The organism is Oceanobacillus sp. GQ8, assembly GCF_059758495.1.
In genome coordinates this window covers 444,745-470,751 of record NZ_JCAXEV010000002.1, presented here as the reverse complement: position 1 = coordinate 470,751, position 26,007 = coordinate 444,745, and the positions used below count along the sequence as shown (strand labels likewise).

At 39.8% G+C, this 26,007-nt stretch carries 25 protein-coding genes and 1 riboswitch; of the genes, 11 read left to right on the top strand and 14 right to left on the bottom strand.

What is annotated here, in order from left to right; genetic code table 11:
- Positions 1 to 9 precede the first annotated feature (9 nt).
- Positions 10 to 342: a hypothetical protein gene (locus AC6CHS_RS07300; RefSeq protein WP_498235227.1), complete on the bottom strand. Its 333-nt coding sequence runs from the start codon at positions 340 to 342 to the stop codon at positions 10 to 12.
- Between the two features lie 128 nt (positions 343 to 470).
- Positions 471 to 3,644, bottom strand: coding sequence for a DEAD/DEAH box helicase (locus AC6CHS_RS07295; protein WP_498235226.1), 3,174 nt, complete (start codon positions 3,642 to 3,644; stop codon positions 471 to 473).
- A gap of 256 nt (positions 3,645 to 3,900) precedes the next feature.
- On the opposite strand from AC6CHS_RS07295, the gene AC6CHS_RS07290 reads away from it, so the two are divergent.
- Positions 3,901 to 4,665 (top strand): ABC transporter ATP-binding protein, encoded by a 765-nt coding sequence (locus tag AC6CHS_RS07290; protein ID WP_498235224.1) that lies wholly within the window; start codon positions 3,901 to 3,903, stop codon positions 4,663 to 4,665.
- A gap of 13 nt (positions 4,666 to 4,678) precedes the next feature.
- On the top strand, positions 4,679 to 6,532 hold the full coding sequence (locus tag AC6CHS_RS07285) for an ABC transporter permease (RefSeq protein ID WP_498235222.1): 1,854 nt from the start codon (positions 4,679 to 4,681) through the stop codon (positions 6,530 to 6,532).
- Positions 6,533 to 6,600: 68 nt separating this feature from the next.
- On the opposite strand, the gene AC6CHS_RS07280 is transcribed toward AC6CHS_RS07285, so the two are convergent.
- The 3 genes from AC6CHS_RS07280 to AC6CHS_RS07270 form a co-directional block, all read right to left on the bottom strand.
- Positions 6,601 to 7,797: an MFS transporter gene (locus AC6CHS_RS07280; protein ID WP_498235220.1), complete on the bottom strand. Its 1,197-nt coding sequence runs from the start codon at positions 7,795 to 7,797 to the stop codon at positions 6,601 to 6,603.
- Between the two features lie 161 nt (positions 7,798 to 7,958).
- On the bottom strand, positions 7,959 to 8,570 hold the full coding sequence (locus AC6CHS_RS07275) for a superoxide dismutase family protein (protein WP_498235219.1): 612 nt from the start codon (positions 8,568 to 8,570) through the stop codon (positions 7,959 to 7,961).
- A 152-nt stretch (positions 8,571 to 8,722) separates the two neighbouring features.
- On the bottom strand, positions 8,723 to 9,238 hold the full coding sequence (locus tag AC6CHS_RS07270; protein ID WP_498235217.1) for a DoxX family protein: 516 nt from the start codon (positions 9,236 to 9,238) through the stop codon (positions 8,723 to 8,725).
- A 318-nt stretch (positions 9,239 to 9,556) separates the two neighbouring features.
- Between AC6CHS_RS07270 and AC6CHS_RS07265 the strand changes: the two genes are divergently transcribed.
- From AC6CHS_RS07265 to AC6CHS_RS07245, 5 genes are read left to right on the top strand one after another with little or no spacing between them, the layout of a single operon-like run.
- Positions 9,557 to 10,288, top strand: a complete 732-nt coding sequence (locus AC6CHS_RS07265; RefSeq protein WP_498235215.1) for a hypothetical protein — start codon at positions 9,557 to 9,559, stop codon at positions 10,286 to 10,288.
- A 16-nt stretch (positions 10,289 to 10,304) separates the two neighbouring features.
- Positions 10,305 to 10,703, top strand: a complete 399-nt coding sequence (locus tag AC6CHS_RS07260) for a GntR family transcriptional regulator (protein ID WP_498235213.1) — start codon at positions 10,305 to 10,307, stop codon at positions 10,701 to 10,703.
- A gap of 2 nt (positions 10,704 to 10,705) precedes the next feature.
- Positions 10,706 to 11,557, top strand: a complete 852-nt coding sequence (locus AC6CHS_RS07255; protein ID WP_498235211.1) for an ATP-binding cassette domain-containing protein — start codon at positions 10,706 to 10,708, stop codon at positions 11,555 to 11,557.
- A 21-nt stretch (positions 11,558 to 11,578) separates the two neighbouring features.
- The gene (locus AC6CHS_RS07250; protein WP_498235210.1) at positions 11,579 to 12,517 is read left to right on the top strand and encodes an ABC transporter ATP-binding protein; all 939 of its coding nucleotides are present in this window, start codon (positions 11,579 to 11,581) and stop codon (positions 12,515 to 12,517) included.
- A 4-nt stretch (positions 12,518 to 12,521) separates the two neighbouring features.
- Positions 12,522 to 13,748, top strand: a complete 1,227-nt coding sequence (locus AC6CHS_RS07245) for an ABC transporter permease (RefSeq protein WP_498235208.1) — start codon at positions 12,522 to 12,524, stop codon at positions 13,746 to 13,748.
- A gap of 314 nt (positions 13,749 to 14,062) precedes the next feature.
- On the opposite strand, the gene AC6CHS_RS07240 is transcribed toward AC6CHS_RS07245, so the two are convergent.
- Positions 14,063 to 14,638, bottom strand: coding sequence for a hypothetical protein (locus AC6CHS_RS07240; protein ID WP_498235206.1), 576 nt, complete (start codon positions 14,636 to 14,638; stop codon positions 14,063 to 14,065).
- 189 nt (positions 14,639 to 14,827) lie between these two features.
- Between AC6CHS_RS07240 and AC6CHS_RS07235 the strand changes: the two genes are divergently transcribed.
- Positions 14,828 to 15,367 carry a flavodoxin family protein gene (locus AC6CHS_RS07235; RefSeq protein WP_498235204.1) on the top strand — a complete coding sequence of 180 codons (540 nt, stop codon included), beginning with the start codon at positions 14,828 to 14,830 and terminating at the stop codon, positions 15,365 to 15,367.
- 37 nt (positions 15,368 to 15,404) lie between these two features.
- On the opposite strand, the gene AC6CHS_RS07230 is transcribed toward AC6CHS_RS07235, so the two are convergent.
- Positions 15,405 to 15,584, bottom strand: a complete 180-nt coding sequence (locus tag AC6CHS_RS07230; RefSeq protein WP_498235202.1) for a hypothetical protein — start codon at positions 15,582 to 15,584, stop codon at positions 15,405 to 15,407.
- Positions 15,585 to 15,966: 382 nt separating this feature from the next.
- On the opposite strand from AC6CHS_RS07230, the gene AC6CHS_RS07225 reads away from it, so the two are divergent.
- Positions 15,967 to 17,076, top strand: coding sequence for an N-acetylmuramoyl-L-alanine amidase family protein (locus AC6CHS_RS07225; RefSeq protein WP_498235200.1), 1,110 nt, complete (start codon positions 15,967 to 15,969; stop codon positions 17,074 to 17,076).
- 29 nt (positions 17,077 to 17,105) lie between these two features.
- On the opposite strand, the gene AC6CHS_RS07220 is transcribed toward AC6CHS_RS07225, so the two are convergent.
- Positions 17,106 to 17,606 (bottom strand): GNAT family N-acetyltransferase, encoded by a 501-nt coding sequence (locus AC6CHS_RS07220; protein WP_498235198.1) that lies wholly within the window; start codon positions 17,604 to 17,606, stop codon positions 17,106 to 17,108.
- Positions 17,596 to 18,648: a methyltransferase domain-containing protein gene (locus tag AC6CHS_RS07215; protein ID WP_498235196.1), complete on the bottom strand. Its 1,053-nt coding sequence runs from the start codon at positions 18,646 to 18,648 to the stop codon at positions 17,596 to 17,598. Before AC6CHS_RS07215 ends, AC6CHS_RS07220 begins: the two co-directional genes overlap by 11 nt.
- A gap of 124 nt (positions 18,649 to 18,772) precedes the next feature.
- Here AC6CHS_RS07215 and AC6CHS_RS07210 point away from each other — a divergent pair, with 124 nt between their 5' ends.
- A complete protein-coding gene (locus AC6CHS_RS07210) occupies positions 18,773 to 20,050 on the top strand; it encodes a hypothetical protein (RefSeq protein ID WP_498235194.1) in 1,278 nt (425 codons plus the stop codon).
- A 45-nt stretch (positions 20,051 to 20,095) separates the two neighbouring features.
- Here the strand turns inward: AC6CHS_RS07210 and AC6CHS_RS07205 are convergent, their stop codons facing one another.
- Positions 20,096 to 20,410 carry a DMT family transporter gene (locus AC6CHS_RS07205; RefSeq protein ID WP_379551542.1) on the bottom strand — a complete coding sequence of 105 codons (315 nt, stop codon included), beginning with the start codon at positions 20,408 to 20,410 and terminating at the stop codon, positions 20,096 to 20,098.
- Positions 20,410 to 20,751, bottom strand: a complete 342-nt coding sequence (locus tag AC6CHS_RS07200) for a DMT family transporter (protein ID WP_498235192.1) — start codon at positions 20,749 to 20,751, stop codon at positions 20,410 to 20,412. Before AC6CHS_RS07200 ends, AC6CHS_RS07205 begins: the two co-directional genes overlap by 1 nt.
- Positions 20,752 to 20,954: 203 nt before the next feature.
- Positions 20,955 to 21,054, bottom strand: a riboswitch (guanidine-I (ykkC/yxkD leader).
- Between the two features lie 286 nt (positions 21,055 to 21,340).
- Here AC6CHS_RS07200 and AC6CHS_RS07195 point away from each other — a divergent pair.
- A complete protein-coding gene (locus AC6CHS_RS07195; protein ID WP_498235689.1) occupies positions 21,341 to 22,189 on the top strand; it encodes a metallophosphoesterase in 849 nt (282 codons plus the stop codon).
- A gap of 62 nt (positions 22,190 to 22,251) precedes the next feature.
- Here the strand turns inward: AC6CHS_RS07195 and AC6CHS_RS07190 are convergent, their stop codons facing one another.
- Genes AC6CHS_RS07190 through AC6CHS_RS07180 form a run of 3 tightly spaced genes read right to left on the bottom strand, consistent with a single transcriptional unit; the run spans position 22,252 to position 25,905 of the window.
- The gene (locus AC6CHS_RS07190) at positions 22,252 to 23,295 is read right to left on the bottom strand and encodes a ribonucleotide-diphosphate reductase subunit beta (protein ID WP_036577682.1); all 1,044 of its coding nucleotides are present in this window, start codon (positions 23,293 to 23,295) and stop codon (positions 22,252 to 22,254) included.
- The gene (locus AC6CHS_RS07185; protein WP_498235190.1) at positions 23,276 to 23,710 is read right to left on the bottom strand and encodes a flavodoxin; all 435 of its coding nucleotides are present in this window, start codon (positions 23,708 to 23,710) and stop codon (positions 23,276 to 23,278) included. Before AC6CHS_RS07185 ends, AC6CHS_RS07190 begins: the two co-directional genes overlap by 20 nt.
- Positions 23,707 to 25,905 carry a ribonucleoside-diphosphate reductase subunit alpha gene (locus AC6CHS_RS07180; protein ID WP_498235688.1) on the bottom strand — a complete coding sequence of 733 codons (2,199 nt, stop codon included), beginning with the start codon at positions 25,903 to 25,905 and terminating at the stop codon, positions 23,707 to 23,709. The genes AC6CHS_RS07185 and AC6CHS_RS07180 overlap by 4 nt, the downstream gene beginning before the upstream one ends.
- Positions 25,906 to 26,007 lie beyond the last annotated feature (102 nt).

Here is a 26,007-nt window from a genome sequence, read left to right as displayed (position 1 = left end):
AAGACTACATTATTGATCTTTATACCCTTTACTCTCTGACAATATGGAGATCGCTTGATCGTAGTCTTCTTCCTCTACCTTACCTTCCAATAAGTGTGTTATTTGACCATGCTCCTCTTTATTGTTATCCGAAACGTCAGCTACCCCTAGTCCCAACGCTCCAGTTCCCGTGCTCATCGTCCCTGGAGTACCCATTCCAACGATAGGAAAAGAAGCGTTATGCTTTTTTGTATCAGGTAGTTCATCAACCAAAACATTTGAGACTCGCAGTTTTTCTAATTTTGCCTTTGCTGTTTCTGCATCATTTTCCGATTTAAAGTATGCTACAAAGCTTTTTACCATCCTGTAAACATCCTTTCTTTTTGTTTTCACTATTCCCCTGTTCACCATGTTCTAACCAAAGTATGCAAAAAAGCCAAATGAATTCGAATCTCGTTCGTTCGAATGCTCATTTGGCTTTGGAAAAATTTCTATATGTTCAATAACTCACGGACGTCATCTTCGCTAAGTCCAGAAAGCATGGTTTCTCCAGGCTGGATCACCTGATCGATTAGCTCTCGTTTCTTTTGCTGGAGCTCGTAAATCTTTTCTTCGATTGTACCTTCTGCTAAGAGACGAATGACTTGAACGACATTTTTCTGCCCAAATCGATGTGCCCTCCCTGTCGCTTGGTCTTCCACAGCAGGATTCCACCATAGATCGTATAAAATGACCGTGTCTGCACCTGTCAAATTAAGACCTGTTCCTCCAGCTTTTAGCGAGATAAGGAAGACACTTTTCTCCCCATTATTAAAGCTTTCACTCATTTTCACTCGCTCTTGGGATGGTGTCTGGCCATTAAGATAAAAGTATTCAATGTTTTCTTTCTCTAGTTGCTGAATAATAATCTCATGCATGCTTGTGAATTGCGAGAATATTAGCATTCGCTTCCCATTGCCAATTGCGTTCCTAACGGTATCCATTAACTGTTCAAGCTTGCCTGATTGTCCTTCATAGTTTTCAATAAACAAGGACGGATGACAGCATATTTGTCTTAAACGCGTAAGACCAGCAAGAATTTTCATCCTGTTTTGCTGGAACCCACTTTCTTTCATGGACTGCGCCGCTTCAATTTGCAATTGCCTATGGTAACCGAGATAGAGATCCTTTTGTTCTTTGGTCAGCTCTGAAACGTGAACAGTCTCAATTTTGTCAGGCAGTTCCTTCAATACATCCTTCTTTAATCTTCGTAAGATAAACGGCCTTGTGATGAGTGCTATTTTTTCATTGGAGAGCTGTTTGAACTCTCTCTGCCTTGGCATTAAACCTGGTAGTACCACCTGAAAAATGGCCCACAGTTCATCAATTGAATTTTCTATTGGTGTACCACTTAGTGCAAACTTTCTACCAGCCTTAATTTCCCGGATCGCCTGAGAGGTCTTTGTCACATAGTTTTTAATATACTGTGCTTCATCTAGAATCAATGTTTGAAAACGTAACTGTCTGTAATATTCAATGTCCTGCCTTAGTGTTGCATAGGAGGTAATCCATACATCTTTCTCTTTTTCTTCCTCGAACCGCTGCCTTCTTTCTACAGGGGTTCCTGTCAACACTGCTACGGACAGACTTGGCATAAATTTTTCACACTCGTTTTTCCAGTTGTATACCACAGATGAAGGTGCGACGATCAAATGTGGTAAATCACTAGGCTCTGACGCGATATAAGCAATGCTCTGCAACGTTTTACCCAAGCCCATATCATCCGCTAAAATTCCACCAAGGTGATAATGACTTAATGACTTAAACCATTGAAAACCTGTTTGCTGGTAATTCCTCAGGTTCGCTTGAAGATCTTCCGGCAATGGATAAACCTGTTCCTCTGGTGACTTGAGCTGATGTAGCAACTTTCTAAAGGATGGATCATAATTTTTATTCGTTTCAATTAATGCATCTACCTGTGTCCCTCGATAAATAGGAACATGTATATTACCATCATTTAGATCCTTTTTATCTACTTCCATGTCTTGAAAGAATTGCTTCATGGAACTGAATTCTTCCCCTTCCAGAGATAGAAGGGCGCCACTATCTAAACGGTAATACCTTTTCTTTTCAATTACTGCTTGAAGGATACTGGAAACCTCTTCATCCTTCACGCCCTCTATATCAAAGCCTATTTCTAGAAGGTTAGAGGAGGATTCAAGTCGCACACTTGTATTCGGCATAGGCTCCCTATCCATAATAAAACTGCGAATTTCCGAGGTTAAGAATAACTCTAAGTGTTCATCAAGCAATGGCAAGACATAATAAAGAAAATCATAAATCTCTTCCTCTGCTTCTGCTTCAATATAGAGTTCTTTTCCATTATATTTAAAGTTGGCATATTCGATTAGCTGCATGATCTGCTGCTCTTTCTCCACATCCCGTATAATAATGATGTCATGCTCTTCCCTGCCACCAAACGGGTTGATGTAATGTTCTCCATAATAATATTCCAGTTTCCCAACAATCCAATTATCGCTCACTTCTAAATACAGCTTTGCCTGTAAAGGAAGCTGAATGATCTCTTCTGTTACTTTCTCAGAAATTTCCACTTCCCCGACTTTTTTCAATGAAGGCAATACTTCAGATAAGAAGGTGTCTGCTTGTTGCTTCGTTATTGGCAATTGTAAATCGGATAAACCAAATTGGCTTACCTGCTCGACGACGGGAATCTGCTCCTTCGAAGGAAAGTAAAACACTCCATCAGAAAAAAGAATATGGTAATGGCGTAAGTATGTGCCACCTCGAAGTTCTGGCATATTTAATATTAATTCATTCCGCTCATTTTTTGATAAAGAAAACTGAAATGGTAGCTTTTCTTGCGCTATCTCTACAGGATGATAGCTCTTCTTTATCGTATCCACCGTAAAATCGCGATTTACCAGCTCTTCAAGCAAAGCTTTCGCGGCTAATGGAGGAATGGTTATATAGCGAGTATCCTTACTGTTCCGAAAAGAAGAAAATTGTCTTTGTTCCTCATACATCTGCTCGTTGTTTAATATTTCCCGCAATGTCTCAAAAATTGCTAAGTCCTCTTGCTGAAAATAATGTTGGTCAGGGCTATAAGTAAATGCCTTTGTAAAATAATGCTCTTTTCCATCTAAAACACTATCTAAAAATAGTACAGCATCTTTAACAACATAACAGCGCTTCTCACCTGCTTTAAGTTCGAGTTGCAGGCTGTTTTCTAAGGTCCAACTACAGAAGTATTGGACTTGCATCTCCCTTTTTTCCGGAAGAATATCATGTGTTGCCGTCGTTTGCGATACATTCGTCAATGCCTGGATAAAATGATTTGTTGTTTGGTAATCAAAATGAGGGAGCGCTGGCGGGCGGTCCGTCTCTTTCTGGGAAATACCGATCAAGGTTGCTGCAACATGCTTACAGGAGCCAAATGTATCAAAAGCAGGACAATCACAATACGTATCAATAGACCCGTCTGCAAATTGGCTCATATTTATTTCTACAAAGTAGTCCTCAGACCCTTTCACGGTAGCGGTCCAGACTTGGTAGTTAAGATCGTATAAAAGATCCATTACTTTTCCTCGTTTATAATATTCCAGCCCACGCTTATAAATAATGGCCGGAAAAAGCTTTTGGATGTTAATATCGCTGAAACTTTTCAAAATACTAGCAACCTACCTTCCACCGTTCTTCTTCTCTCCATTGTAAACGAGTTCCCTCTGTTTTTAAACTATTCCCTTTCTTAAGGATAGGATGACATCAGCTATATTATACGTTTTAGTTGTTTCTATCTTATCCGCCCCTTTCACATTATCCATTCTTACAAAACTGTAAGCTACCTGAAAGAAAGATACATACCACCATTTCTCTATACTGTTTACACTGTAAATAGATTCAATAATATTGGAGGTAAGTGTAATGAGACAGTCCGTACTTGATGTACATCAATTAAATAAGATTTATGGGAAAAAGAGCGAGAAACAATTTCATGCCTTAAATAGTGTTTCTTTCGCTATGGCTGAAGGAGAGTTTGTTGGCGTAATGGGGCCATCTGGAGCAGGTAAAACCACATTACTTAATGTCATCTCAACATTGGATACCGCGACAAACGGTTCCGTTAAAATTGCTGGAACAGACATCACCGCAATGAAACAAGGTCAGCTAGCCGATTTCCGTTCAAGTCAACTCGGCTTTATTTTTCAAGACTTTAATTTGTTGGAGAATTTAACGGTTTATGAAAATATTGCCCTGCCCCTCTCCTTACAAAGTGTTGCAGTGCGAAACATTAAACCAGCTGTAGAAAGTGTTGCGACAAAGCTTGGGATTGAGGCAATTTTAAATAAGTACCCTGTCACTATTTCTGGTGGACAAAAACAGCGCGTAGCTGCTGCTCGTGCATTAGTCCATGAGCCTGCATTAATTCTTGCAGATGAGCCAACAGGCGCGCTTGATTCTAAGAATGCTAAGAGCCTAATGGAGACGATGGTCCACTTAAATGAAAATCACGGCACCTCGATTATGCTTGTAACGCATGATCCATTAAGTGCAAGCTATTGTGAGCGCATCTTGTTTATCCAGGATGGAAAACTGTATAAAGAAATTCACCGAAACAGCACCAGAAGCGCATTTCATCAGGATATCCTTGACGTGCTTGCTCAATTTGCGTCGCCGGATATGGACTAGGGGAGTGAACAATATGTTGCTAAAATTATCTTTAACGAGTATGCGAAAATTAGCAAAGGACTATTTGGTCTTACTATTTGGTTTAACAATTTCCATTTCGATTTTTTATATGTTTGAAACACTTGCCCAAAATAAAGTATTTCTTGAAGCGAATTCCCTTATTAGCTCTATTGTCTTCGTATTTCATGTGGGGACATTTATTCTTGGCATTATCACGGTTTTCTACATTTTCTACGCGACATCCTTTCTTTTATCTTTACGGCAAAAGGAATTAGGCATGTACATGACGTTAGGCGCTAAAAAACGTAAGATCACCCAGTTAATGTTTATGGAAACCTTTTTTGTCGGCTTAACTGCCCTCATTATCGGGATTGTGCTAGGTGTTGGACTATCCTATGGCATCGCCGAGCTACTTATGTGGCAACTTGACTTTCAAGGTGGAGGATTTCAGCCATTTTACTCCTCTTCCCTTCTGATAACAGTGCTATTTTATGTCGCTTTATTCTTCCTTACTTCCATTGTAAATGCTTGGAGAGTTGGCAGGAAAAGTGTGCTTAGTCTGTTGCGTTCAGGTCAGCAACAAGATCAGGTGAAAACAAGTGGATTACGTACTTTCTTTGGCGTTTTGTTATCCGTCATCTTGATTGCTGTCGGTTACTATGCAATGGTGCATATTGCAGAATTGATGCATTTCGGTATCATACTTGCGACCGTGACCATCATACCGGGGACTTACCTTATTTTTGTCTCCCTCCTGCCATACTTGGTTAAAAAGCTAAAGCAGAATCGAAATTTAAATGAAAAAGGCATTAACTCCTTTACATTAGGGCAGCTACGTTTTCGCATGCTGAACTTAATGATGGTGTTAGGAACTGTCGCTATGCTCATTGCATTGGGACTAGGAGCAATGACAGCTGGGACATCCTTTTACCATAATATCGGGATTCAGGCCTCTATGTTCCATGCCAATGATGTTGTGCTTTATGAGCCAAACGAAACCGAGAAAGAAACATTGGCAACAATGGATGTGACAGAAGAAGAGGATTACCGCTATAAGTACAATGATGAGGGAGTCTATTTTTTAAAAACAGACCTTGAAGCAGATGCACCTGAAGTTATGGCATTTGAAGAAGGATCGGAAGGTTTTTCACCTACTATTCCTGAAGCAAAATTGTCTGCGGACGAGTATGCACTATATGGCGAAGAAGACGTGACTGAATTACCAGGAAACTGGTGGACAGCAGTTAGTACAGAATTAGGGGCAGGCTCCATGTTTGGCAACAGATCTATTTTTGTTTATGGAGAATCCAACTATCAAGAGGTAAACGGAGAAGAGCATCAAGTAATAGTAGCTAAGCTTGATGATTTCACAGCCCATCTAACACAATTGGAACAATTGAATGCAAGTCAAAAAGCACTTGCAGAGAAGTATACTGGTAATCAAGTTGAACAACTTGGTGGAAAATACAGTAATTATGTTGCACTTAAAGGGTTTGCCAGCGGAACTATTTTTATGGGAGTGTTTCTTGGTATTGCATTTCTAATGATGATGGCAAGTGTTCTCATGTTTAAACTTCTATCTAGCGCTGGCGCGGACGTCCATCGTTATAGTATGCTACGCAAAATTGGGGTTAGAAAGACACTACTCGTCAGGTCGATTTACCGGGAGCTGTTTTTGCTATTCCTCTTCCCAGCCATTGTTGGGATTGTCCATGTTATCGTGGGAATGCAGATGTTTTCCTTTATTATTATCGAACCATACACAAAAATATGGATCCCGCTTACATTGTTCTTCGTAATCTATGGTATTTACTATTTCATTACAGTGCAAATGTACAAGCGAATTGTACTGCCTAAGCAGTTCTAAAGAGTTGCTAGTTAATCATAAAAAGGATGCTGAAATCGAACAGATTCTGGCATCCTTTTTAATATACGTTAGTTTTCTACATACCGAGCTCGTGCTTTTAACAGCAAGTAGACATATAGAATGATAGAAAGAAGTACAGATCCAGCTGCGGTTAAATAAATAATTGCATAACCGAATTGAAAAGCGAGCTGTCCGAATACGATAGCTCCAAGTCCGACACCTAAATCAAAAAAGGAGAAAAACGTAGCATTGGCCATTCCTTTTCGATTATCCGGGGCCTTATTTACAGCCCATGCCTGTAGTGCCGGCTGCACACTGCCGAATCCCAATCCATATAAACCTGCCGCAATAAGCAGTGCAGGAGTGCTAGGAAGCCAAGAAAGCAAAAGCATGGCAATAAAAATTAATACCGTCCCAGGCAAAAATACATAGATATGGCCTCGTTTATCATAAATTTTACCCGCAAAGGTTCTTGAGAGCATAAGAAAAATAGCAAACACTAGGAAGTATAAACCGATCCCTTCGATCCCTTTATCCTCTGCATATAATGGTAAAAAGGATGCTATTCCTCCGAATGTTACTGTAATGAAAAATAACAATACCGCTGGCTCTAGTGCTGTTTTCTCAAATATATCAAATTTCACCGTGGTAGATTTAGCAGGTGATTCTTCTACCTTTTTATACTTTATTTTTGCTGATAGTAAAAAGGCAACAAGCCCCAATGCAGCACAGATAAGAAACAACTGTGTAAAGGAAATGAGCCCTGCCAATTGCAGGCCTAATGCTGGCCCAAATGCTAAGGCAATGTTCCCTGAAAGACCAAAGTATCCCATCCCCTCGCCACGACGCTTTTCAGGAATCAAATCTGTGGCAATTGTACCTGTTGCAGTAGTAGAAAAACCCCAGCCTACCCCCTGTACAACGCGCATAACCAGTAATACTGCAATACTACTAATAATAGAGAAGGAGCCAACTGAAATAACGAAGATGGCAAGTCCTGTCATGTAAACAAATCTCCTGCCCTTCGAGTCAAGCGCATGACCGGCATAAGGTCGTAACAGCAATGCAGAAAAAGTAAAAATACCAACAATAATACCAATTAATTGATCACTCCCCCCCAGTTCATTAACAAACAGTGGAAGTGTCGGTAACGTCATTTGAAAGCCAAGAAATATAAAAAAGTTTGCAAGGCATATTAGAAAAAAGTCCTTCGTCCAGATTTTATCTGAAGAAGTTTGTGCGTTCATCGCTTTTTTTGTATCCATCATGATCGCCCTTTCTTCGATACTCGAAATATAGTATACAGGAGATAATTGGCAAAAGGAAGGAACGATTAGGTGGACGCTATAGGATTTTAAAAGAGAGTAGCATAGCAAACATACTATTGCCCACCCACTAAAAAAGCCCGGAATCCTCCGGGCTTCTCTTAATCGCCAATAACGCCACACGCGACTCGATCACCTGCGTCACCTGACGGCTGGGAAGCGTAGTCATCTGCTCCTGCATGGATAACTAATGCTGTACCATTTTCTTTGAAAACCGAATTCAGCTCCCCATTTTTTAGGGTAACCTTTTCTGCAATTATCTCTGTATTTACTGTTCCGTCCTCTGCCACTTCAATATTACGTAAATCACCAGCATGCGATCCGTCCTGATGCTCTTTACCATGCTTGGTATCCTCTGGGTTGTAATGACCCCCTGCTGACGTAAAGTCTGGTGCCTTGCATTCCCCCGTTTCATGAATATGGAAACCGTGCTCACCAGGAGAAAGTCCTTGCCCTTCCAGTTTTATTTTCATATAATCATCCTCTTGCGTTAAATTCGCAACTGCTACCACATCTCCAGCAGCATCTTTAAGGGAAACCAACACTTCCTCTTCCACTACATTTGCGACATCCTGTGTTTCCTTGTTTTCCATCTTATCGCTTCCATTGCTATTGCTGCCTTGCTCCTGTTTTGTCTCATCCCCACCACATGCTGTTAGGAATAGTACTAGAAAAGTCATAACAGAAAATATGTACATTCGCTTCACATTCATTGCTCCCTTCCTTCATTATAGCCCTATTTATTTCCATTTAGAGAGCATTTAAACGTTGGAAGTCTTGCTTTGATTGTCGGGCACAAGAAAGCCCGGGTTTCAACCGGGCTTCTATCCATTTACTAGCTCTTACCGCTGTTATCGTTTTTTGACTACGCGACAGCTAATTCTTTTTTCTCTTTCTTATTACGGCGAGGGTTATGATTTTTCAAGAATGGTACAACCCATCTGTCTAAACCAAATCTTCCGGCGTTATACCCTGCTGCTATAATAAATACGGTTAGCAAAACCATTTGTGCATTGGTGCTTACTGTTCCACTAAATAGGAAAGCGAAATTCATTGTGATTGCCATTAATGCTGCAAAGTTTGTAAAGATTCCTAAAATCAACGCTGCTCCTACAAGAACCTCACCCCACATAACCATGAAGCTGAATAAGCCTGCGTTTGGAAGAGCAACCGTTTCTAGGAAAGTCGCCCACCAGCTTTGCACAGCTGGGTGATCTCCACCAGCACTGTTAATAGCACCTTGTATAAACCCAGTTGCATCAAATTCTCCACCTGTTAGTTTTCCCCATCCACCTGTTAACCACTGATATCCAAGATATACTCTCAAGAACGTTAAAATAGCTGCTGCAACACTGCTCTTTCTAATAAAGTTGTTCATCATTTTTACCGACTCCTTTTATTTTAGAATGATTGCTCAATGTTTCACAATATATTGTGTGTTTCCTTCTTACACTTATATCTTAGCATCATTTTCCAATAAAAAAAGATGATTGCTCACCATTTCACAATTAAGACACAAAGTTATGGCAAAACTGTGTCACGGTGCGTATTACCATGATGTTTGACAGCGAAATGGGAGAAAAACCAGGCAACATGCACTTCATCCGTTTTATTTCAAAACGCTCTTGACTTCTAATCTACCTCCGACATATACTGTGTATATAAATATATACAGTATAACAGTTAAGGAGTTGTGATTATGTCAGAATGGAATCAAGCCTATCAGCTCGCTAAGCTCGAGCTACAGGCTTCAAAACTCAGTTTTATCTACGGATTTGCGCTCACGATGTTCGTAACACTATTCCTCATTACCACTTTGTCATCTTATTTGGACAATGGGTACGTTGGTTATGATTTCTTTTTCTTACTTTTATTTTCTGTTGGGGCTATATGGGCAAAACCAAAGGATTTTCAAATTCAAAAGGTTAGTGGTGTCCTCCTAGCATCACCCATTTTAATGATGCAGCTGGCATTACCTATAAAGCGTTCTGTGTTGGTGAAAAGCAGGTTTATCATTCAGTTTTTTTACTCTTTCCCATATCAACTGCTTTTCTTAATCGCCTTCTATATCTTTTCTCCAATTAACAATGTATTGAGCACACAAGAATATTTAGCTTTTGCAGCATTATGGATATTGATTGGCATATTTTTTGGATCTGCCCTGCCAGTAGCAGACGCCGGGGATACGAGTAAGCTTACTACAACAATCGCTGGGTCTATTTTTGCCAGTTTAATATTGCTCATTGGCTCATTCACGATCCTTACAACAGTCCATATCAGCACAGGCGAAGGACCCGTTTATTGGAGCTTAGTAGCGATTGAAAAGTGGCCTGTCGCTTCTCTAGCTGTTGCATTACTACTTACCGTTGGGACAATGGGATATTGGATTTCTTACATGAAAATGCGAATAGGGAAACAGGATTATCTATAAAGGAAGGATGTTTACAATGGAGTTACCAATAAGCCTTTCCAAAACTTCTCGTGAACCAATTTATCATCAAATTGAGAACCAAATAAAAGCACTCATTGCTGGTGGTTATTTAAAGGCCGGGTCTCCACTTCCCTCCATTCGCATTATGGCAAAGGATTTAGAGACGAGTGTCATCACGATTCGTCGTGCCTATCAGAATTTGGAATACCAAGGATTTATCCAGACAGAACAAGGTAAGGGTACCTTCGTAGCAGAGATTGCCAATGAAAAGAAACAACAGATTAAGGTAACAGCCGTCTATCAGGCATTTGAAAATGCCTTAGACGTCGCGCTCAGCTACGAGTATACAGTTGATCAAGTGAAAGAAATATTCACGGAAGTTATAGAATCTCGCAAGCCTAAAGGAGATGCATAAACATGAAGGCATTAGCAGAAGTAAAACAGGTCCAAAAAAATGTGGACGAATTTAAACTCGGTCCAATAAATTTATCGATTGAAGCTGGGACAATAACAGCATTAGTAGGAACGAATGGCTCTGGAAAAAGTACGCTCCTTAAGCTGATGATGAATCTGGCTAAAGCAGATGCTGGCAATATTAAAATCCACAACATGTTTGTGAACGGTCTTAATGAAGAGTGGAAAACTCATATCGCCTACCAGCCACAAACGATGATTGGTTGGGATGCCTTTTCTGGCAAAGCGTTAAGAGACTTTATTGCGCCATTATACCCGGCATGGGATGATCAGCAATTTAACGAAATTATTCAAGTCTTTTCTGTTCCATTAAATAAGCGGTTTGGAAAGCTCTCTCAAGGAATGCAACAAAAACTTATTCTTGCGTTAACTGTTGCGAGAAACACCTCCATCCTGCTTCTTGATGAACCAACAGCGTTTATGGATATTCCCTCCAAGCAAACGTTTATTGATTTACTTATAGAATGGATGGAATCAGGGGATCGTGCCATTGTCATGAGCACACACCAAGTTGACGATATTATGAAACTTGCTGACTACTTGTGCGTATTACAAGAGGGAAAATGGATGGGGACTTATGAAAAAGAAACGATTCAATATATGTATCGTCAATACTGGTTGAGGGATGCATTACCTTCAGAGTCCCTACCCGGCGAAGTTTCCAGGGAAGGAAACCAGTTTATTACAAGCAAACCTGAAGCGGTGGAAGCATACATGCGAGAACATGACCTCCATTGCGTAAATCAGAAAACGTTGGACCTTGAAGAATCCCTCACCCTATTACTAAATAAATAAGAAAAAGAAAGGAAGAGGAACATGGATAAAATGCTCTCTGTTTCAAATTTGGGCAAGGCTTTTAAAGACAAACAAGTAATTTCCGACATCTCTTTTGAAGTACACAAAGGGGAAATCATGGCTATCTTAGGCCCTAACGGTGCCGGCAAGTCTACCACCATACGTAACATTATGGGAATCATGTATCCAGATGAAGGAAGTATTCACTTTCAAAGTACCAATGGGAAGGATATTCCAAGACATCGAATCGGCTATCTACCAGAGGAACGGGGGCTATACAAAAACGTTAAAGTGATGGATATCCTTCTGTATTTAGCTGAGCTAAAAGATTATCCACTAGATAAAGCGCGAACGAGAGCACTTGAATACTTAAAAAAGTTTGACTTAGAAGGAAAGGATAAAGTCTCAGTAGAAGAACTTTCTAAAGGGATGGGGCAAAAAGTACAGTTTATTGCTTCAATTATTCATGAACCAGAACTACTTATTTTGGATGAACCATTCTCCGGGCTGGATCCTGTTAGCCAAGAATTATTTAAAGACGAAATTCGCAATTTAGCAAAAAATGGAACAGCTATTCTTCTCTCTTCTCATCAAATGAATCTTGTTGAAGAAATGGCTGACCGTTTATTCATGATTCATCGTGGAAAAAAGGTGATTTACGGGACGATGGACGACGTGAAGACAGAGTATGCCAACTTCAAATGCACCATTCATGGGAATAATGACCCTATACAATTAGAGTTACTACCAGATGTTCAGCGAATTGAAGTAAATGAGGGAAGTACCATCCTCTATTTGGATAAAGATGTTAACCCAAATCAATGGCTTAAGCAGCTACCAGAAGATTTACAAATACTTGAACTGAAAATAAACAGAGTGTCCTTGCACGAAATCTTTATTGATATAGCATCAGATAACAACCTCTTACAAGAAAAGAAAGTAGGTGAAGTGTATGCGTAACACGATGAAAGTCGCCAAATGGGAAATCAAGCGAAATATGAAAAATAAATCTTATCTTATTGGTCTTGTATTAACACCTTTACTTATTATCGGATTTATGGTGATTAGTAGCCTCTTTGATGATACCGAGGAAGAAGCCTCAGATCCGGCAACGGTGTTTGTTAACGATCAGCTTGGTGTATATGATGACATGGCAAGCACCATAGAAGAGACTGGTATAAGTTGGGATTTAATGCAAACAGATTTAACAGAGGCTGAAGCACAAGAAGAACTGGAAAACAGTGAAGAAACAGCCTATGTGTTTGTTGACCAGGAAGGCCTTGAAGAAGGGGCATTAGCTGTTTACACGTCCGAGGATATGGACTCCTTCTTTATGAGTGAGGTTCAGGTCTTAGCTGGTCCTATTCAAGCGAAGCAAATGGAAGAGCTAGGGTTAACAGAGGCACAACTTGCGGGTATTTCCCAAGGTGTTCAATTCGTCGAAGCTGGTGACGACACGGCTACAGAGACCAGTGAAGGTAGCTTAGGAGGAATGGAAGAAAATCCATTACAAACCTTGGTACCTGGAATCTTTGGTGGCTTTGTCCTATTATCTGTTGTCTTTACAGGAATGGCTATTTTCCAAAGTGCTTCCCAAGAAAAAAAGGATAAGATCGCAGAAATCATCCTGTCTTCCCTAACACCAACTGAATTGATGCAAGGAAAGATTATCGGCTATTTCGTTTTGGGTCTCATTCAAACACTTGTTTCTACAGTACTTTTATTGCCAGTTTTAATGTGGCGATTGGATGAACCGCTTCTGGAATATCTATTAGTACCAGAGCTTGCCTTGTATCTACTTATTGCAATACTTGGTTATCTCTTATTCGCTTCTATCTTTGTTGGTGTTGGTGCGACGATGGCTGATGTTACAACCGCAGGAAACTTCCAAGGTTTTGTCATGATGCTCCCGTTTTTGCCATTTGTCTTTATCGGGCCTGTATTAAGTGACCCAAGTGGACTTATGGCCCAAATAGGTACCTACATTCCATTTACATCGCCTGCAGTCCTGCTGCTTCGCTTAACTACACTGGAAGAATGGCCATGGATTGAAATTGGAATCTCTTTAGCTATTCTTGCTATAAGTGTTTGGGCATTTATGAAACTGGCAGGAAAAATATTCAAAGTGGGTATTTTGATGTATGGAAAAAATGCGACACCAGGGGAAATCATAAAATGGCTTAAAGCTTAAATTATTGTAACGAGAATGGGACAAAAGTATTTACGCAAAAGATAAATTCGAAAGATTGGCCTTTGAAAAACCGCTTCAGAAATATACTTTGCTTTCCATGGGCGGCTGGTGAGCCTCCGGATGCTTCGCATTCCGGGGTCTCGCCTAGGCCTTCCTCCCATAGGACAAGGAAGACTTCGACAGCATTGCATCGCACGCAGAAAATCGTTTTTTGATTTTCAAGGAGCCCCCGTATAATTCTTACGCTTATTCTATCGTCCGTCTCTTGACTAAAACTTTTTGTTATGTCCCGATCTCGTTTTTCACATGCCAAGTTAAGATTCATTTTCCGCTGTAGTATATTGGTAAAAGGTCATAAACCCATCTAAATTACGACCCATTTCTCCATATAGATTTCCTAGGAGAATGCGTAAATCCTTCCTTGTTAGACCCTCACTCAATTGAATAAAGGAAATGCTATCCGCTAATTCTATAGCAGCATTCAAAGCGGTTTTCAAATACATTCTTGCTTCATTACTGTAGGTTTCACTAAAGCTTAGCATAATAAGCATATCGCGGTATATTGCTACTTGAAAATGCAACTCCTCTAACGTATCAGGTGTCATTCTCCATTCATGTTTGTTATGCACCAAAACCTGGTCAAAAAAGTCAAAGGCCGCTAACGCTGTAGCATATGTGTTTGTTTGCTTCTGGTTTTCATTTATTAATTTCTTATATTCTTGTAACGTGTCTACATAATGTTTAACCACAATAGGTTCCTGTTTTATTGAATAGGCCTTTGCAACACTTAAGCTCGCATAGGGAAACACCCACGTTACGGTAAGAATGGATAAGAACAAGATGACGATAACGATACATAATCGTTTAAGTAAGATTTTATAATTGTGCACGAAGTCTCCAACTCCCATTATAGGACTTTTTTAACCTAACTAGAAAGGAACTTTACTTCTAAATTACATTATGATGAATAAACTTAATTAGACCGCTACTATATACCTCAATGAATGAAACTTATCCTCCAACCACTGTTATGGTAGCAATAGTATGCAGCAAAGCTGGAAAAACAAGGAGGGTATATAATGAAGATCGCTGTGTTTCACGGCTCCACAAGAGAAAAAGGAAATACGGAATATCTAGCGTATCAGGCCATACCAAAGGATAAGGCCACCCATCTCTATTTAAGGGATTATGAGATTCAGCCTATTACTGACTTACGCCATTCACCTGAAGGGTTTCCCGACATGCAGGATGATCATTTACAATTGGTTGATCAAATGCTCGAACATGACATCATTGTTTTTGCTACCCCTATTTACTGGTATGGAATGGCCGGCCCACTAAAAGTATTCATTGATCGTTGGTCCCAAGTAATGAGGGATACGAATTATGCCCATTTCAGAGAAGAATTGGGCAAAAAGAAAGCCTACTTCATTCTTGTTGGCGGGGATCAACCAACAGTAAAAGGCTTGCCCCTTATACAACAACTGACATATATCTGCCAATTCTACGGTACAAAAGTGGGAGGCTATGTCATTGGAGAGGCTCGGAAGCCCGGAGCGATAGTGGAGGACCACCGTGCATTGGAAGCTGCTTCAACGTTAATTAGTGAACTTCAATAATTTCTATTAAAACAGCTGCCCGCTTGGACAGCTGTTTTTAGTTTACCTTCGCTTCTCTTTTCTTCCACATGTAGTAGTTGTAACCTACATTTAATGCCCCCAACACAATCAGGGCTCCGATTACCAATAGCTTGAAGCCTAGCCCTACAGGTGTAAAATATAATACAACTCCTAAAAATAGATAGGCTGGCGGGATTGTCCACAAGTCTCTAATCATCTTTCGCCTATAACTTAACTTATAATAAAATATTCGCCGCCCTTTGTCTGTTTTACTGGATTTCCTGAATACCCACGAGAGAACCAGTACAATGAGAAGCGAAAGTAAGACTGGAAGTAGGTTCCACATGGAAAATGACTCAAAGAATTCTAGTGTACGCTTACTAATACTATTCCTCCTAAATATATATCGGTTTTCTGCACGCTTTAAAAGTTCTTCTTACCTAAACATATTCTACAATGCCCCCTCCCTTTCCTGCTTCCTTCTCATTTCTACTTAACTTCTAGTCCTTCCGATTTGTTTTCTATAAAGCACGTTTAATTTCTAGCAATCTAGGAAAATACTATGCAATAATAAAGTTATTCAATTAAAGGAGGCTATCATGAAGATTAGTAAAGCACTTATTATTTTTATTGTCTTAGTCGGAACCTTTATCTCCCTACCAAAACAAGGGAGTGCAGAAAGTGGTGACGTCTATGAAGTTGGCGACATTGTATTAAACGTAAGAAGTGAGCCATCTGGTACGGGCCCTGTAATCGGCAAATTACATAAAGGAGACCAGGTAATTGCCTTTAATGAACATTATGGCTGGCTACAAACCTATTATGATGGCGAGGAAGCATGGGTTGCAGCACATTATTTAACCAAGAAAAAAGAGAACACCATTACAAAAAATGAATCTCAAGAGCTTATGGTAACAGGTCAAAGTGTTTATATCCGTTCAGGCCCAAGTACAGACTTTGCCATTGTGGGTTCTGCCACTATAGGTGATACATACAACATGGTAGAGACAGAAGCTGATTGGTACAAAATTAAACTACACGATGGGTCAACGGGATGGATTGCCTCGTGGTTAACGGACAAATCGAATAAGGCAGATTCTTCCGAAGAGCAAACCGGCAAGAAGACGGGAACTGTTGCCGAAGAGGTAAAAGGGGTTTCCACGAGCAGCCCACTTGATGGGTATAATATCGTAATTGATGCAGGGCATGGAGGAAAAGATCCTGGAGCCATAGGACTAAATGGTACGGAAGAAAAAACGGTAAATAGTCAAACAGCAAGCGAAGTTGCTAAAGTTTTACGTGCTAAGGGTGCTACTGTCATTCAAACTAGAAGCAAGGACACCTTCCTCTCACTCGACAGACGCGCAGAGATAAGCAACACCTATAATACAGATGCGTTTATTAGTATTCATTATAACGCGTTTCCCGTCCAATCGATTCAAGGCATAGGTACTTATTACTCCTCGCAGAATAAAGACCTTGCATTAGCAGAAGATATTCAAAATAAACTATCCGGTTCTCTCCCCCTCTATAACCGCGGGTTATTTCAAGAAGAGTTTCGGGTGTTACGTAAGAATAATGCACCAGCAATATTACTTGAATTAGGCTTTCTCACAAATCCTGGTGACTATGCAACCATTCAGACCACCGGTTACCACCACCAGGTTGCAGAAGCAATAGCAGACGGATTGGTAAATTATTTTCACTAAATGTAGACAGGCTGTCCTTTATGGACAGCCTATTTTAAATTTAATGACTTAGAAAAAATATATTGCTCACCTGATTTGCCATCGATTCTTCTACCTGTATCACGGAACCCGCTCTTTTTATATAATTGCTGTGCAATATCATTTGCATTATTAACTGCCAGAACAACTTCATCTATCGTTGGGAATGATTCTGCTAAAAACAAAGTGAGTAGTTCAATGGAACTTTTTGCAATACCTTTACCTTGAAAAGCCGTTTGAACAGAATAGGCACGCAATAGGATAGCATTAAGATTTTTCGAATAGGATCGTACCCCATCCTTCTCATGAAGTACGAAAAATCCCGCAGGAATTGTTCCGGTTAAAATGACTACAGGGTACCGGGTTGAATCTTCCTTACATTTTTTCAGTGCATCGATTGGATGCGCGGTATATTCTAATTGTTGTTCCGTTAGATGATACGATTGCATCTGAACCTTATTTTTAGCGGAATAAAATTGTAAGGATACCCTTTCCATTGCTTCACCTTTCATTCTCAGCATGCTTCCTTGCATAGATCATACTTAAAATAGAGTTAAACTGATGCGTTTCCACTGTGTAATTATGTTTCTGCAACCAATCAACTAGTTGTGAACGATCTGCATAATATTCATCTTCTATCGCCCCAATTGCTTCGGCATTGCCTTGTTCACGAAAGCTTTGCATGGTATGCTGCCTATGTTCCTCATTCAAAAACATGAGGTCTGCTATACAGATTTCTCCACGCCTTTTTAGAACCCGATCCATTTCTTCCAATGCTAGCAGCTTTTCGTCATCGGTTAAATGGTGTAAGGCATAACTGGAAACAACGGCATCTACCTGCATGTTCATTACTGGAAGAGCTAGAAAATGCCCCTTCCTCGTCTCAATTTCTGGATGCTTCTCTTTACAGAAAGCAAGCATTTCCTCGGATTGATCTACACCAATAACCTTTGCTCCTTTTTCTATAAACCGTGACCCCAAATTACCCGTGCCAATCCCAATATCAAGACAAATTTCATTTGGATTTAACTGAAGCCTATCGACCACTTTATTTAATGCGGTATGATAATCTTCATGGACATTAAATTTATACCCATGCATTTTAATGCTTTGGTCATAGTCATGGGCTTGGCTATCAAAGTTCCATTTATCCTGCCAGTTTTTACGCATTGCTTTCAATGTTTTCAAATGTTTTGCTAATCCAAATAAGTCGTTGGTAACGTTGTCTCCTTTTCCAGCCCGTTCTTGCATCTTATCAAGGGTCTGGATCATGTCTTTCAGCTCTAACCATTGCTCATAAAGCACGCCTCGCTGCACATTTAAATAATCTTCCACTCGCATATCCTTATCTTTTAACAAGCTATGAATCGCTTCAACAGGAATCCCTACTTCACGTAGCGACAGGATCGTACTCAATCTTACCAGGTCTTCTTCATTAAAAAATCGGTACTGATTATTCTCTTCTTTAGCAGGAGTAATAAGCCCCTTTTCCTCGTAATACCTAATTGTCCGAGTTGATGTCTCTAATTTTTTAGCTACTTCTTTTATATACATAAATCTCACAACCCTTCGTCTATTATACTAAACGTTAACGTGACGAGAAGGTAAAGCATTTTCTTTTTACCCTGTTTGCACCGTGTTATACTATAGGAAATTGTAGGTAAAGTGAGGACTAAACATGAATGAACGTTTACAGGAGCTGGCTGACTCCTGCCAGAAAAATTACGGCCTTGATAACTATTACTTAGAAAGATACCATCTTTTTCGTGACGATAACAGCAACGTAGAAAGCGGCTTTCTCTTCTCAATGGAATGGGTTCCTAGAGTCGTAGAAGGAGAAGTAGAGGAAGGGCTAAATCCTCCAGGTACTGCTGTGATTGAAATAGAACTTGAGTCGAAGAAACTACGCCACTTCACGTTTGTACAAGGTGCCAATTTAGTGGAAGAACACGTTTTTCCACAGTTAAATGACGGTAGTGAGACCATCATCGAATGGGTAGAAGAAACTACCGGCCTGGAATTCGGTAGACAGTTCCAGCTGAAAGAAGAAGCGGAAAACGGAATTCGCTTTTTGGCAGCAGCTGATAACATCCCCGTATTTCCTGTGGGTACGATAGAAGTAGTGTTTAATGAGGAAGGTCAGCTGTCCCAATTTTCCATGGATGGCAGTTTTCCACAAGAAGATCAGATTAAGTGGGAACCGTTTGCCCTTACCTCTTCTATTGTAGATCCCATTATCCTAAATCAGCTTCAATTATTGGAGATCCCTATTGAAGAGGAGGAGCGTTGGCTTCCAGTCTTCGGAACTACCACTACATTCATAACCAATGATAAGCAGCATATCATCCCGTTTGAAAAAGCAGAAATGCGGGATAGCTATGAAATCGTAGCTAGAAATATAGAATGGGACTCAGAGACGATGGAAGAAACCTTCGTTGCTCAAGAGATTGACTTATCACATGAGGTGTCTTTAGAGGAAGCTTTAGCAAACAAGCCAGACGAAAATAAACGTCCTTTAACCCCAGTAGATATAGAACGGAGTTTTGAGGCTGTAGGGTCCTTTACAAAGGAAAAATACCCAGAAGACAGTGGCAAGTGGAAGCTATATGCTATTTTCCGCGAACACGGTTATCTGATTGCAGAGCTCTGGCCTAAGGTGCAGGATAAGAAAGTGATTCAGCATAAGCTAAAGCTGTTTATTGATCCAGCAACATACAGGGTACTCAATTTCACAGATAACGAGTTTATACTCGAGATGTTTGACCATTTCTCTGAAGCGGAAGCTCTTGTGTTAACCAAGGACGAAGCATTTGAAAAATTGCATAGCTATATTGAGATCACGCCTGTCTATATTTATGAGCCTAATAGTAGGACCTATCAGCTTTGCGGTAAGGTCGACTGTTTTTACGGGGTAAATGCTGCGACCGGTGAAGTGATTTTATTAGACGAACTATAATGAAAAAGCCAAGTCACTTATGACTTGGCTTTTTCATTTTTGATGTTAGGAAACCAGTTTCAAACCAATCACTGCACCTAATATCATTGTAATAAACATAATTCTCTTCCATTCTTTTGATTCTCCGTAGAGGATCATACCTAAAATGGCGCCCCCTGCTGCACCGATTCCTGTCCAAATGGCATAGGAAATTCCCATTGGAAGCGATTTCATTGCATAGGCGAGGAATAGAAAACTAGCACCAAAGCTAATGATTAAAAGAATCAAGGCCTGCAGATTACGATCCCTGTGCAATTTATTTATCATGGAAACTCCAAGCATTTCAAAGATACCTGCTACGATTAAAGAAGCCCAAGCCATTATGATTCCACTCCTTCTTTTACATTATCCTTAGTAACTAGCTTCAGTCCCATTACCCCTGTCAATAAAATCAAAATTAAAATGACTTTAGGTAAGTTGAGTGGTACCTCAAAAAACATAAAATCTGCAAGGACCGTTCCAGTAGTACCAAACCCAACAAACACTGCATACACAGTTCCTACAGGAAGTTGTTTACTAGCCATAATCATCAAGTAAAAGCTGATATAAATAGCGATTATTGTTCCAGTCCACTCCCAGAAACCACCAGCATGTTTTAAGCCGATGACCCATAAAACCTCGAAAATAGCGGCGATTACTACTTTAACCCAGTTTGCATTCATTTTAGCCGTACCTCCATTTGTATTATAAAATGAAACTGCAATCATTGGAGGTTTTCTTTCTTCCCTCACTGATTGTTAGTTGAATAAATCGGGGTGTTAGCGTCCGTTTACTCCCACTTAAACATCACTGTTTCACTTCATGTTTTTTACGGACGGTTGCACCGGGATAAAAATAAAAATGCCCGAGAGAACTATAAAATCGTTCCTCCCAGGCTTTTATCCTTCCGTGACACAGCAAAGGCTGTGAGTTTTCTCTCGGACCAGACCAACGTTTTTCGTTGCGGAACCCTAGAAAACTTATCTCATATGCTATTACCCATTATTATATATCCCATATTAAATTAGTCAAGGTTCATCCCTTTTACCTTTATACTACACTGTCCTTTCCAATTGGTAGAGTACTATATAGAAGGAATCTAAGCTGTTTATGTTGAAGTAAGTATAGTAAAGTTCTATATTAGGATTTTAATACTCTTTACGCGTGATTAAAAGGATTGTGAAAATTTCTAAAGTGTTATAATCATCTTTAGAAAAAGACTTATTAATTCCCAAGTCATGTTAATAACAAAGGAGATATACGTTGAAGAAAATAAAGAGAAAGTGGTGGTTATACGTGTTAATTGGGATAGTTTTGTTAATCGTATTCTTTTATTATCAAAACAATTCTATCTTGATCAGTAAACATACGAAACAATCGGATAACCTGCCAGAAGTGTTTGATGGATATAAAATTGTACAACTATCTGATTTACATAACAAGTCTTTTGGGGATGATCAAAGCTACCTTGTTGAAAAAATTAAAAAGGCAGAGCCAGATGTCATTGTATTTACAGGTGATGTAATAGATTCAAGGCGATATGATGAGAAACCTAGTATCAAGTTGATGGAAAAAATTGTGGAAATTGCCCCAGTGTATTATGTAACAGGAAACCACGAATGGCGATCACAGAAATTCAATTCATTAGAGGAAAAGTTAAAAAATACTGGCGTTCACGTGATGAGAAATACAGCAGAAGAAATCACTCTAGGGGCAGAGAAAATTAGACTAATAGGAGTGGATGATCCATCACATAATAGTGGTGTTGAGTCTGACGTCGTGACAACCAGAAATTATATTGAGAGTGCTTTAAAAGAAGTTGACGATGAGGAGACGTTTCAAGTTTTATTATCCCATAGACCTGAATTATTATCTCTGTATAGTAAATATGGGATTGACTTGGTGTTTTCAGGACACGCTCACGGAGGACAGGTTAGGATTCCGTTTATAGGTGGTTTAATTGCCCCGAACCAAGGGCTATTACCCACGTATACTTCCGGTGAACACAAAGCAAACGACACGACAATGATTGTAAATAGAGGACTCGGAAACAGCCTTTTCCCATTAAGAATCTTTAACCGCCCCGAAATCGTTGTCGTTAAATTACATACAGAAGGATAAGTTTCGGTCCATAAATAAAGATGCTTGGAGATTATCCAAGCATCTTTATTTAAACTATCTTTTTACAAGTCATCAAAACCGTTTAGGTCACTTGTTTTGGTATATTGTCTTGATTTCTGTTCAAAGAAATCCGTTTTTGTACCATCAAAATTATCTACATAAGCGCGAATCCACTTCATAGGGTTCTCTAAATTCTCTGGATAAATCTCGCTTAATCCAAGCATCCGAAGCATTTTGTTGGCACGGTATTTAACATAGCCTGCCATCTCGTCCAAATCGATTCCTTCTACATCTTTTAGGACATAAGTGGACCATTCAATTTCTAGGTCAACAGATTCTTTAAATTGCTCATATACCCATTCAATGAACTCTGGGGTATTGTAAGAAGGATTTTCATCCAATGCAGCCCGGAATAATTCCGCGATAAACCGACCATGCTCTAGCTCATCCCGGTTAATATAGCTAATCATCGTTGACGTCCCGACCATTTTATTATGTCTAGCCAAATTATAGAAAAAGGCAAAGCCAGAATAGAAGAACATCCCTTCAAGTAATGAAGTGTAGACGATCGTTTTTAAAATGTTTTCCATTGTTGGCTCTTCCACAAAAGCATTGTATTGCTTCACAAGATTTTCATTTCGCTTTAGAAGAATGGGATCCTTGCGTCCAAGCTGAAATGCTTCATTCTGTTCATCCAGGGAAACAACGGAAGACAACACATAAGAATAGCTTTCATTATGCACTGCTTCCTGTTGTGCGATAACTGCCATAATCGATTGAACTGAAGCATCACTCGCATACAAAGAAAGCAATAATGCTGTGCGTGTTTGTGGTGCATCCAATGTTGACAAGAGACCAATGATTTTTAAATAGGCATCTTGCTCAGACTTATCCAGTGAAGCAAACTGTTTTACATCACTGGACATATTGACCTCATCTGCTTGCCAATAGTTTCCGATCAGTCGCTTGTACATCTTGTACCAGTGTGGGTAGGCAATGTCATTCCAGTTTAATATGCCACTGGATTTCCCACCGAAAATTCCCGTCGATTTGTTTGGGTTTAACGGCTCTAGTGTTTTAGCCTTTTTAAGCATAGCTTCTTGCATAATTAAGTACTCCTTCCACCCAGTTCTTTACTTTCTTTTCTTGGCTGCCACGGGGGGATTGTTCGATTTTTAGTCCAGCCCATTTGCTGTGATAAAATGTTGTGAGCTTATCTACTGCCTTACAGAACAGCGCATCGCCCCCAAACTGGGTATCTCCTGTGCCAAAGACAGCTACGTTTTCAGGCTTGCATCCGACTTCGAGCACAAAGTCCTTCACTTCATCAGGGGTGGAACCCATATCCCACGTAAATGTTCCAAGAAAAATAAAATCATAATGCTGCGCATCTACAGGTTGATCGATACCAATTCGGTGAATATCCAGCTGAAGGCCCTCAGCCTCCACCTGTTCTCCTATAAGTTCCGCTACCTCTTTTGTATTACTACTATAAGAAAGATACGCTATTAGTGCATTCAACTTTGACACCACTCACATTCTTCGACATCGTTGGATGTAGAACGGACATAGTAGGTTGTTTTCAATCCTTCGCTCCAAGCTCGCATATGAAGATCAAGTAAAACAGATGCTTTTATTGTATTTGGCACATAAAAGTTAAATGAAATGCTTTGATCAATATGTTTTTGTCTTGCAGCATTTTGTTTAATGGACCAACGTTGGTCAACAATATACGCAGAACGACGATAGATATCGTACGTATTATGGTTTAAATCAGGTGCCGTTGTAGGAATTTTAAAGTCCTTCTTCTCTTCGTTGTAGAAGGCCTTGAAAATCGGATCAATACTTGCAGTTGAACCTGCAATCATAGCTGTAGTAGAGTTCGGTGCAACAGCCATTAGATAACCATTACGCATTCCGTTTTCTGCTACTTCTTGTTGTAGTGCCGTCCACTTTTCATCGGTATATCCTTTTTTCGTGAAATAGCTTCCTGTTTCCCAGTTACTTCCGGCAAATGCTGGGTAGCTGCCTTTTTCCTTACTTAATTCCATACTGTTTTTAACCGTCAGATAAGCAACCTGTTCATAAAGGTCATCTGCAAATTGAACAGCTTCCTCTGTCTCCCACTTCATATCCTTCAATGCTAGAAGGTGATGCCAGCCAAATGTTCCAAGTCCGATAGCACGGTATTTTTGGTTTGTCATTTGCGTTTGCTTGATTGGCAATGTGTTTATATCAATAACGTTATCAAGCATGCGAACCTGTATTTTAATAAGGCGGTCTAAAACACCGTCAGGGACAGCTTTACCTAGGTTAATGGAGCTTAGATTACATACAACATAATCGCCAGCTTTATATTTCTTAACAATGGTATCTTCATTCTCCACATATTCTTCCAGAAATTCAGTCGGTGACTGATTCTGCGTTATTTCTGTACAAAGGTTTGAACAGTAAATCATGCCATTATGCTCGTTACTGTTCTGTCTATTTACTTCGTCACGGTAGAACATGAATGGTGTACCTGATTCTAATTGTGACTTCATGATGCGTTTCATAATTGAAATAGCAGGTACTTGTTTCTTTGTAAGAAGATCGGACTGTACACACTCTTCATACTTCCTGCGCCATTCGCCATCGCCTTTTTCTTCATCATAGAAATCTTCTAGGGAATATCCCATTACTTCACGGACTTCATGTGGGTCAAATAGATACCAGTCACCTCTGTTTTCTACCTGCTCCATGAAATAGTCTGGAAGGCAGACACCCGTAAAGATATCATGTGCGCGCATTCTGTCATCGCCGTTATTTAACTTAAGGTCAAGGAATGCTTCAATGTCATGATGCCAAACGTCAAGGTAGATCGCGATTGCACCTTTTCTTGTCCCAAGCTGGTCAACATTCACAGCTGTATTATTTAGTTGCTTAATCCATGGCACGACACCGCTTGACATGCCTTTGTAGCCTTTAATTGAACTACCACGACCACGGATTTTACCCATATAAACACCGATTCCGCCACCGTTTTTCGATAACTTGGCAATATCTGTATTACTGTCATAGATGGATTGCAGGCTATCGTCTACTGTGTCGATAAAACAGCTGGATAATTGGCCATGTGTTTTCCCTGCATTTGTTAGCGTTGGTGTTGCCACTGTCATATATAAGTTACTTAAAGCCCAATACGCTTCTGTAACAAGTTGCTCTCTTTGGGAAGATTTCTCATCTTGCATAAGATACATCGCAATAACCATCCAACGTTCTTGTGGCAGCTCGTAGATATTCTTGTCATGATCTGTTGCAAGGTAACGTGTTGCAATGGTGTGCAGCCCTAGATAATTAAATAACAGATCTCTTTCAGGGGCGATCATGTTAGCAAACTGATCAATTTCAGCCTTGCTGTATTTATCTAGCAGGTTTGATGCATAAACACCTTCATTTGTTAGTGTCTGGATCAATTCGTATAGATCTCCGTATTTTTTCTCAGGTGCGTAATGACGGTTTTCACCTGCAAGACGGTAAAGACGATTTAAATAGATTCTACTTGCTAGATATGTCCATTCTGGTGCTGCTTCATCAATATTTTCCAGCGCATTTTTAACAAGTGTATCTGTCACTTTTTCATCAGTCATTTCAGCATGAATGGCTTTTACAGCTTTTTGCTTATAAGCCTCTGTATTCACATTCAAACCATGTGCTGCCTCGTCAATTAGCTGCATTATTTTTTCTTCATTGGATAGAATTACGGTATTCACGATGAATCCTCCTCTTAATCTATGTAATTACTTCCCCTAGTTTTCTCAATATAAAACCGCTCATCA

Coding starts and splice junctions, on each gene's coding strand:
- AC6CHS_RS07300 (WP_498235227.1), bottom strand. CDS start 342: ATGGTAAAAAGCTTTGTAGCATACTTTAAATCGGAAAATGATGCAGAA.
- AC6CHS_RS07290 (WP_498235224.1), top strand. CDS start 3,901: ATGAGACAGTCCGTACTTGATGTACATCAATTAAATAAGATTTATGGG.
- AC6CHS_RS07285 (WP_498235222.1), top strand. CDS start 4,679: ATGTTGCTAAAATTATCTTTAACGAGTATGCGAAAATTAGCAAAGGAC.
- AC6CHS_RS07280 (WP_498235220.1), bottom strand. CDS start 7,797: ATGGATACAAAAAAAGCGATGAACGCACAAACTTCTTCAGATAAAATC.
- AC6CHS_RS07275 (WP_498235219.1), bottom strand. CDS start 8,570: ATGAATGTGAAGCGAATGTACATATTTTCTGTTATGACTTTTCTAGTA.
- AC6CHS_RS07270 (WP_498235217.1), bottom strand. CDS start 9,238: ATGATGAACAACTTTATTAGAAAGAGCAGTGTTGCAGCAGCTATTTTA.
- AC6CHS_RS07265 (WP_498235215.1), top strand. CDS start 9,557: ATGTCAGAATGGAATCAAGCCTATCAGCTCGCTAAGCTCGAGCTACAG.
- AC6CHS_RS07260 (WP_498235213.1), top strand. CDS start 10,305: ATGGAGTTACCAATAAGCCTTTCCAAAACTTCTCGTGAACCAATTTAT.
- AC6CHS_RS07255 (WP_498235211.1), top strand. CDS start 10,706: ATGAAGGCATTAGCAGAAGTAAAACAGGTCCAAAAAAATGTGGACGAA.
- AC6CHS_RS07250 (WP_498235210.1), top strand. CDS start 11,579: ATGGATAAAATGCTCTCTGTTTCAAATTTGGGCAAGGCTTTTAAAGAC.
- AC6CHS_RS07245 (WP_498235208.1), top strand. CDS start 12,522: ATGAAAGTCGCCAAATGGGAAATCAAGCGAAATATGAAAAATAAATCT.
- AC6CHS_RS07235 (WP_498235204.1), top strand. CDS start 14,828: ATGAAGATCGCTGTGTTTCACGGCTCCACAAGAGAAAAAGGAAATACG.
- AC6CHS_RS07230 (WP_498235202.1), bottom strand. CDS start 15,584: ATGATTAGAGACTTGTGGACAATCCCGCCAGCCTATCTATTTTTAGGA.
- AC6CHS_RS07225 (WP_498235200.1), top strand. CDS start 15,967: ATGAAGATTAGTAAAGCACTTATTATTTTTATTGTCTTAGTCGGAACC.
- AC6CHS_RS07220 (WP_498235198.1), bottom strand. CDS start 17,606: ATGAAAGGTGAAGCAATGGAAAGGGTATCCTTACAATTTTATTCCGCT.
- AC6CHS_RS07215 (WP_498235196.1), bottom strand. CDS start 18,648: ATGTATATAAAAGAAGTAGCTAAAAAATTAGAGACATCAACTCGGACA.
- AC6CHS_RS07210 (WP_498235194.1), top strand. CDS start 18,773: ATGAATGAACGTTTACAGGAGCTGGCTGACTCCTGCCAGAAAAATTAC.
- AC6CHS_RS07205 (WP_379551542.1), bottom strand. CDS start 20,410: ATGGCTTGGGCTTCTTTAATCGTAGCAGGTATCTTTGAAATGCTTGGA.
- AC6CHS_RS07200 (WP_498235192.1), bottom strand. CDS start 20,751: ATGAATGCAAACTGGGTTAAAGTAGTAATCGCCGCTATTTTCGAGGTT.
- AC6CHS_RS07190 (WP_036577682.1), bottom strand. CDS start 23,295: ATGCAAGAAGCTATGCTTAAAAAGGCTAAAACACTAGAGCCGTTAAAC.
- AC6CHS_RS07180 (WP_498235688.1), bottom strand. CDS start 25,905: ATGCAGCTAATTGACGAGGCAGCACATGGTTTGAATGTGAATACAGAG.